Annotated in this window: 6 protein-coding genes and 4 tRNA genes; 7 read left to right on the forward strand and 3 right to left on the reverse strand. The window is 43.7% G+C overall.

Annotation, left to right across the window (positions count from 1 at the left end; genetic code table 11):
* Positions 1-402: 402 nt before the first annotated feature.
* Entirely contained in the window at positions 403-1,743 is a 1,341-nt protein-coding gene (gene pssA, locus R2S67_RS22365) for a CDP-diacylglycerol--serine O-phosphatidyltransferase (RefSeq protein ID WP_031780707.1), read from the reverse strand.
* A gap of 71 nt (positions 1,744-1,814) precedes the next feature.
* Positions 1,815-2,246 (reverse strand): GNAT family N-acetyltransferase, encoded by a 432-nt coding sequence (locus R2S67_RS22370; RefSeq protein WP_031780708.1) that lies wholly within the window; start codon positions 2,244-2,246, stop codon positions 1,815-1,817.
* A gap of 101 nt (positions 2,247-2,347) precedes the next feature.
* Between R2S67_RS22370 and murB the strand changes: the two genes are divergently transcribed.
* Both murB and birA read left to right on the forward strand, forming a co-directional pair.
* Positions 2,348-3,391 (forward strand): UDP-N-acetylmuramate dehydrogenase, encoded by a 1,044-nt coding sequence (murB, locus tag R2S67_RS22375; RefSeq protein ID WP_006742763.1) that lies wholly within the window; start codon positions 2,348-2,350, stop codon positions 3,389-3,391.
* Positions 3,388-4,353 (forward strand): bifunctional biotin--[acetyl-CoA-carboxylase] ligase/biotin operon repressor BirA, encoded by a 966-nt coding sequence (birA, locus tag R2S67_RS22380; protein ID WP_053809528.1) that lies wholly within the window; start codon positions 3,388-3,390, stop codon positions 4,351-4,353. Before murB ends, birA begins: the two co-directional genes overlap by 4 nt.
* 7 nt (positions 4,354-4,360) lie before the next feature.
* On the opposite strand, the gene coaA is transcribed toward birA, so the two are convergent.
* Positions 4,361-5,284: a type I pantothenate kinase gene (gene coaA, locus R2S67_RS22385; protein ID WP_005398335.1), complete on the reverse strand. Its 924-nt coding sequence runs from the start codon at positions 5,282-5,284 to the stop codon at positions 4,361-4,363.
* A gap of 205 nt (positions 5,285-5,489) precedes the next feature.
* Between coaA and R2S67_RS22390 the strand changes: the two genes are divergently transcribed.
* The 5 genes from R2S67_RS22390 to R2S67_RS22410 form a co-directional block, all read left to right on the forward strand.
* Positions 5,490-5,565 (forward strand) — tRNA-Thr (locus R2S67_RS22390).
* Positions 5,566-5,601: 36 nt separating this feature from the next.
* Positions 5,602-5,686: transfer RNA gene (locus R2S67_RS22395), tRNA-Tyr, on the forward strand.
* A 35-nt stretch (positions 5,687-5,721) separates the two neighbouring features.
* Positions 5,722-5,796, forward strand: a tRNA-Gly gene (locus R2S67_RS22400).
* Positions 5,797-5,809: 13 nt separating this feature from the next.
* Positions 5,810-5,885 (forward strand) — tRNA-Thr (locus tag R2S67_RS22405).
* Positions 5,886-5,987: 102 nt separating this feature from the next.
* On the forward strand, positions 5,988-6,135 hold a 148-nt coding region (locus tag R2S67_RS22410), incomplete at its 3' end, for a GTP-binding protein (protein ID WP_238382785.1).

The raw sequence follows: 6,135 nt of genomic DNA on the forward strand, positions 1-6,135 counted from the left end.
AGGCAGGCTTCCCTCTTCGCTATGCTTTCTAAGCCCTGTCATGAGTGAGGTGTTGCGCAGTTCTGTGTGGTTTCTGCTGAACCGGGTCCCAGTATCGAGCGCTAGTTTTGAGCCCTTGTGCTTACTTACCAAAGCTCCCCTTTATTACGTGTTAGAAAGCTTATTCACTAGCGTAGTGTAAGAAAGAGTAAGATCGGAAGACTGAGTTATTAAGCACCTAGCCACTTACGCATGTATTGCCTTTCTAGATTCTAGGTTGTTGCGTTTGGGGTTAAGTTGCGTCTCGCAAGCTTATTTACTGAAGTCTACTAATATAGAGGTCTAATAGAGTATTAAGCTGTTGGATCTAAGAATAATAAAAAAGCCCAGCAGGAAAATGCTGAGCTTTGAAGTTAATTATGCTTACAGGATGCGTTTTAAAACCCCATCTGCTTTTAGGCGGGTTATTTTTCTTACTAACCGCTGCACCCCTATCGGATAATCTTCCACTTTTTCTAACTGTTTATAAGTACAGATAAGGTGGGTATGCTCAAGGATACGCGAAACTTCATCTTCGAACTTATCAGTGAGTTTCGCATAATTGTCTTGGATGAGAAGTCCATTTTCTAGGTCAAGTGACCAAGCCCGAGGATTTAAGTTATTCCCCGTCAGTAGCATATAGCGTTTATCAACCCAAATGCCTTTGAGATGGAAGCTATTATTGTCATGCTTCCAGAGGTGAATTGACAGTTTACGCGCAGCGATATTCGCTTCATTTGCTTTCGCAAAGCGGCGTAGGTTTACTTCATACAGATATGGAAGTCCACCAATGGTTTTAAAGTCTTCCTCAGGGGCAATATAAAAATCGTTTGCTGTCTTGTCGCCCACAACAATAGTTACTTTCACACCGCGTTTCATGGCTCGCTTCACTTCACGATGCAGCGCTTTAGGGAAGTTAAAGTAAGGCGTACAGATAAAGATTTCGTTTTGGGCGGCCGCTAGTAACTTTACAATCTGTTGATTGAGCAGATTGCGGCGTTTGCCTAGACCAACTAGCGGGGTGATTTTTACACTTTCCTCTGTTGCAGGTTGGTCTTCAAACTGATAATTAGCTTGAGCAAGTGAAGCTCTCAGTTGACGAATCGCCGACTTAATTTCTTTGGTTTCTGGCTTATCTTTTCCAGCAAGATCATTGACAGCTGGGTGAGCAATCATCTCTTCCTGAATGAATTGCACCATTGAATTAGCTAAAGACTCATGTCGAATCACATGGTAACGATCAAAGCGATACCGTTCGTGATAGTGCAGATAAACGTTATTTAAGCTTGCCCCACTGTAGATGACAGTATCATCGACAATGAAGCCTTTTAAATGCAGTACCCCAAAAACCTCTCTGCCACGCACAGGTATACCATAGACAGGGATCGGGTGTTGGTACTTATTGGCATACGCTTTGTAAAGCGCAGAATTACCCTCAGATGTTTCCGCACCAATCAGGCCACGCTGCGCTCGATGCCAGTCGACACAGATATTGATGTCCAACCCAGGATTGCGCTGTTTCGCTTCATAAAGCGCAGTGAGAATTTCACGTCCAGCTTCATCATCTTCCAGATATAGAGCGACTAGGTAAATTCGCGACGTTGCTTTGCTGATTGCATCCAAAAGACGAGTCCTGAATGATTCTGCTGAATACAGAACATCAAAGTCTTCCGGATTGACAGCGAGACTTGGCAACTGTTCGAATGGATTCCTACTTACTATCATATCGGTATGAGTACCTTAGTTTAGTGCAATATTGCGAACCTGCCATTTTATCAAAGATATGATTTACCTGGCTACAAAAGCGCGCGTTTTGATGTCGTTGAAGAGATGAATTGCATTGGAATGAGATCTTTACCGCTATCTACATAGCGTTGAAATGCCATTTTTAGCGGGTGTGGTAGCTCAGAGCAATCAATGGTTTTGAATCCATGCTTGGAATAATAGGATTCGAGATGTGTAAACGCGAAGCAATAATCGCCATCAGTGAAAACATTGTTTTTACAATGAGTTAGTAGTTCTTTTCCAATGCCAGTTCCCCTAAGTGTTGGAATGACCAGCATTCCCGTCAGCAATCGAGATCTATCTACGGTTTTTAAGCGTAGTAACGCAACGATTTCACCTTTATGGCTCGCTGTAATGATCAGTTCATCCTTTTTGGCTCGACCCGAAGGGTAATGCGCTTTGTACAACCTCTTAATGAGAGGGAGCTTGATAGGATTTAACACTTCTATGATTAATGAGTCAGGTATTGTCACTGCGGTTAAAAGATAACTAATGTAGAATGTCGACAGTTTAAGAGAATCTTATCTGACGTTGCAAACCTACTATGCAAATTAAAACAAATGCAAGCCTTAAGGCTTACCATACTTTTGGGATTGAACAGTCGTGTTCCTATTTAGCGACCATCGAGTCGCTTGAGGAGGTTATCCAACTATTTCAAGACCCGAGATTCACCCATTTACCGAAACTTTTTTTAGGTAAAGGAAGTAATGTTCTTTTCACTGAGCATTTTGACGGGTTAGTGATCGTTAATCGACTCATGGGTAAAAATGTGACGGAAACGGATGACCAATACCTATTGCATATTGCAGGTGGTGAAGACTGGCCTGATTTGGTTTCCTGGTGTGTGAGTCAGGGAATTGGTGGGTTAGAAAACCTAGCCCTGATCCCTGGCTGTGCAGGCTCGGCTCCTATTCAAAACATTGGAGCCTATGGACTAGAGCTAAAAGACATTTGTGACTACGTGGATGTTCTTGATCTAACTACATTTGAAAATAGAAGAATGAGCGCCAGAGACTGTAACTTTGGCTACCGAGACTCCATTTTTAAACACGCTTTGCATGAAAAGTGCTTTATTACTGCACTAGGGCTTAAGTTGGCTAAGCAATGGCAACCGATTAATCAATATGGTCCTTTAAAAGATATTCCGGAAGAACAACTTAGCCCAGCAACAATCTTCGAGCGAGTTTGCCAAGTGCGAACGGAGAAACTGCCGGATCCAGTCAAGGTAGGTAACGCAGGAAGTTTCTTTAAAAACCCAGTGATCACTCAAGATCATTATGATCGGCTCATGAAGCAACATACTAATATCGTGGCCTATCCAACTCCTGGCGGAATGAAAGTCGCGGCTGGTTGGCTGATTGATCAGTGCGGATTAAAGGGGAAGTCTGTGCATGGTGCACAGGTCAACCCTATGCAAGCCTTGGTTTTGACCAACATGGACAACTGCAGTGCCGATGATGTTGTCGCACTTGCTTCCCTAGTGAAGCAGGCAGTGTGGGATAAATACCAAATAGAACTTGAGCATGAAGTTCGATTTCTGAACCGTACCGGGGAAACCAACCTGGCTCAGATCGAGGCGTTAAGATGAGAAAAGATCACTCTACGAAACTTCATATCTTAAAGTCATTAAGTAACGGCGAGTTTCATTCTGGAGAGGCGCTGGGCGAAGCCCTGAATGTATCCAGAGCGGCAATAGCTAAGCATATTAAAGGTCTTAGTGAGTGGGGCATTGATATTTATCGAGTGCAAGGGCGCGGTTACCAGTTGGCATCACCATTGCAGTTGCTAGATGAAGCTCTCCTTACTGCTAGTGCGGAGTCACTTGTTGAGCTTGTTCCTGTGATTAACTCAACCAACCAATATTTGCTTGATAGAGTTGCAGAGTCAGAAAAGGGCCGTGTTTGTATAGCTGAGTATCAAGCACAAGGACGTGGTCGCCGCGGTAGACAATGGATCTCTCCATTTGGCTCTAACTTATACCTATCCATGTACTGGCGATTAGATGCGGGAATGGCCGCGGCAATGGGCTTAAGCCTTGTTATTGGTATTGCCGCAGTGGAAGCACTAGAAGAAATGGGCATACAAGGCGTTAAACTCAAGTGGCCAAATGACCTGTATTATCAAGATAAAAAACTGGCAGGAATCTTAGTGGAGATGTCAGGGCAGGCCGGTGGTGCTGCTCATCTTGTGATTGGGATGGGGCTCAATATTGGAATGCCTGATGAGCAACCTGAGATTGATCAACCATGGACAACATTGAATCAGGTAAACGAGAGTCTCGTGATCGATAGAAATGTCCTAGCGACGACGCTTATCAAGCATTGGAATTCCGCACTTATCGAGTATGAACTGAAAGGGCTTACCAGCTTTGTCGAACGTTGGAATCGATTAGATAACTTTCTCAATCGTCAAGTCAAGCTGCTCATCGGACCTAGAGAGGTGCACGGCGTCGTACGCGGCATCGATCATCAAGGCGGGATATTACTCGAAACCTCGCAAGGGCTAGAGACTTACATTGGTGGGGAAATCTCGTTGCGTAAAAGCGATTGACGTTCAATTACTTTCGTAAAGACACCTTATCAACCAAGTGGTTGACGCCTTTGTGTAGAATCAAATGGGCTCTTTCTCGGGTGGGAAGAATATTTAGCTCCAAGTTGAGCCCATTAATATCATGCCAAATTTGTTTCGCTTTTTGCTTTGCTTCATCGACTGACAGTTGCGTGTAGTGACTAAAATAAGAACCGGGTTTAGTAAAAGCCCCTTGGCGAAACTTTAAAAATCGTTCCACATACCACTGTTCAATTGTCTCTGTTTCAGCATCGACATAGATCGAAAAATCCAAAAAATCAGAGACAAAGACGCGATGTGGATCATGCGGATAATCCATTCCACTTTGTAGAACGTTTAAACCTTCAATGATAAGAACATCCGGTCTATCAACTTTTCTTAGTTCGTCCGTAATGTCATACGTGATGTGGGAGTAAATAGGTACTTCAAGATCCGGCTTACCCGCTTTAACGTCAGACATAAACTCAACTAAACGTTTGATATCATAGGACTCAGGAAACCCTTTACGATGCATGATACCGCGTTCTTCTAGTACCTTTTTCGGATATAGAAAGCCATCTGTAGTGACCAAGGACACTTTGGGATGATTCTCCCAACGAGAAAGCAATGCGGTCAGAATACGAGCTGTCGTACTTTTGCCTACAGCGACACTGCCGGCGATACCAATCACAAAAGGAGGGGCATGTTCTTCCGTATTCAAGAATTGTTGTAATACAGAGTTGCGGCTTTGACGGGCTTGGACGTACAGATTCAAAAGACGAGACAAAGGAAGGTAGATTTCTACCGCTTCCTCCATGGTTAGGTTTTCATTAATGCCCTGAAGCGCAGTCAAGTCGTCTTCAGAAAGTGTCATCGGTACAGAGTTTCTTAACTCGGCCCAGTTTGCACGGTCAAATGACAAAAATGGACTCATGGGTCTCTTTTATCCTTGGTTTAGTAGAAGCAAGAACATACATCAAGCGAACTTCAAAGCAAACGACAAAGGTCGAAGTTTACTTTAAAAAAGCCAAGTTTGTACGAATTTGCAGCAAACGAATCTAAAAAATCGAATTTTATGATTTTTTTTAAAATTACTATTGCAACCTCGAAAATCATTCAATAGAATGCGCACCACTTATGCCGACTTAGCTCAGTAGGTAGAGCAACTGACTTGTAATCAGTAGGTCACCAGTTCGATTCCGGTAGTCGGCACCATTCTTTCCTTTAGTAGTCTGAATGGCTTGAAAATTTGGAGGGGTTCCCGAGTGGCCAAAGGGAGCAGACTGTAAATCTGCCGGCACTGCCTTCGATGGTTCGAATCCGTCCCCCTCCACCATATTCTTTAGGAAATAGCTCTCAGAGTTACGTGTTGCGGGCATCGTATAATGGCTATTACCTCAGCCTTCCAAGCTGATGATGCGGGTTCGATTCCCGCTGCCCGCTCCACTCTAATTTGAGTGCTGATATAGCTCAGGTGGTAGAGCGCATCCTTGGTAAGGATGAGGTCGGCAGTTCGAGTCTGCCTATCAGCACCAGCTCTCAAGTTTATTTCCTTTTGATATTAGATTTACCAATTATCTTTTTTTGGTTGCGTGGTCAATTTGGGCCACCTAAATCCGTACCTAGAGGGACCACTCATGTCTAAAGAAAAATTTGAACGTACGAAACCGCACGTTAACGTTGGTACTATCGGCCACGTTGACCACGGTAAAACAACTCTAACTGCAGCTATCTGTACTACTCTTGCTAAAGTTTACGGCGGTGTAGCTAAAGACTTCGCATCTA

The organism is Vibrio sp. T13N (assembly GCF_032970445.1).
Lineage (GTDB): Bacteria > Pseudomonadota > Gammaproteobacteria > Enterobacterales > Vibrionaceae > Vibrio > Vibrio diabolicus.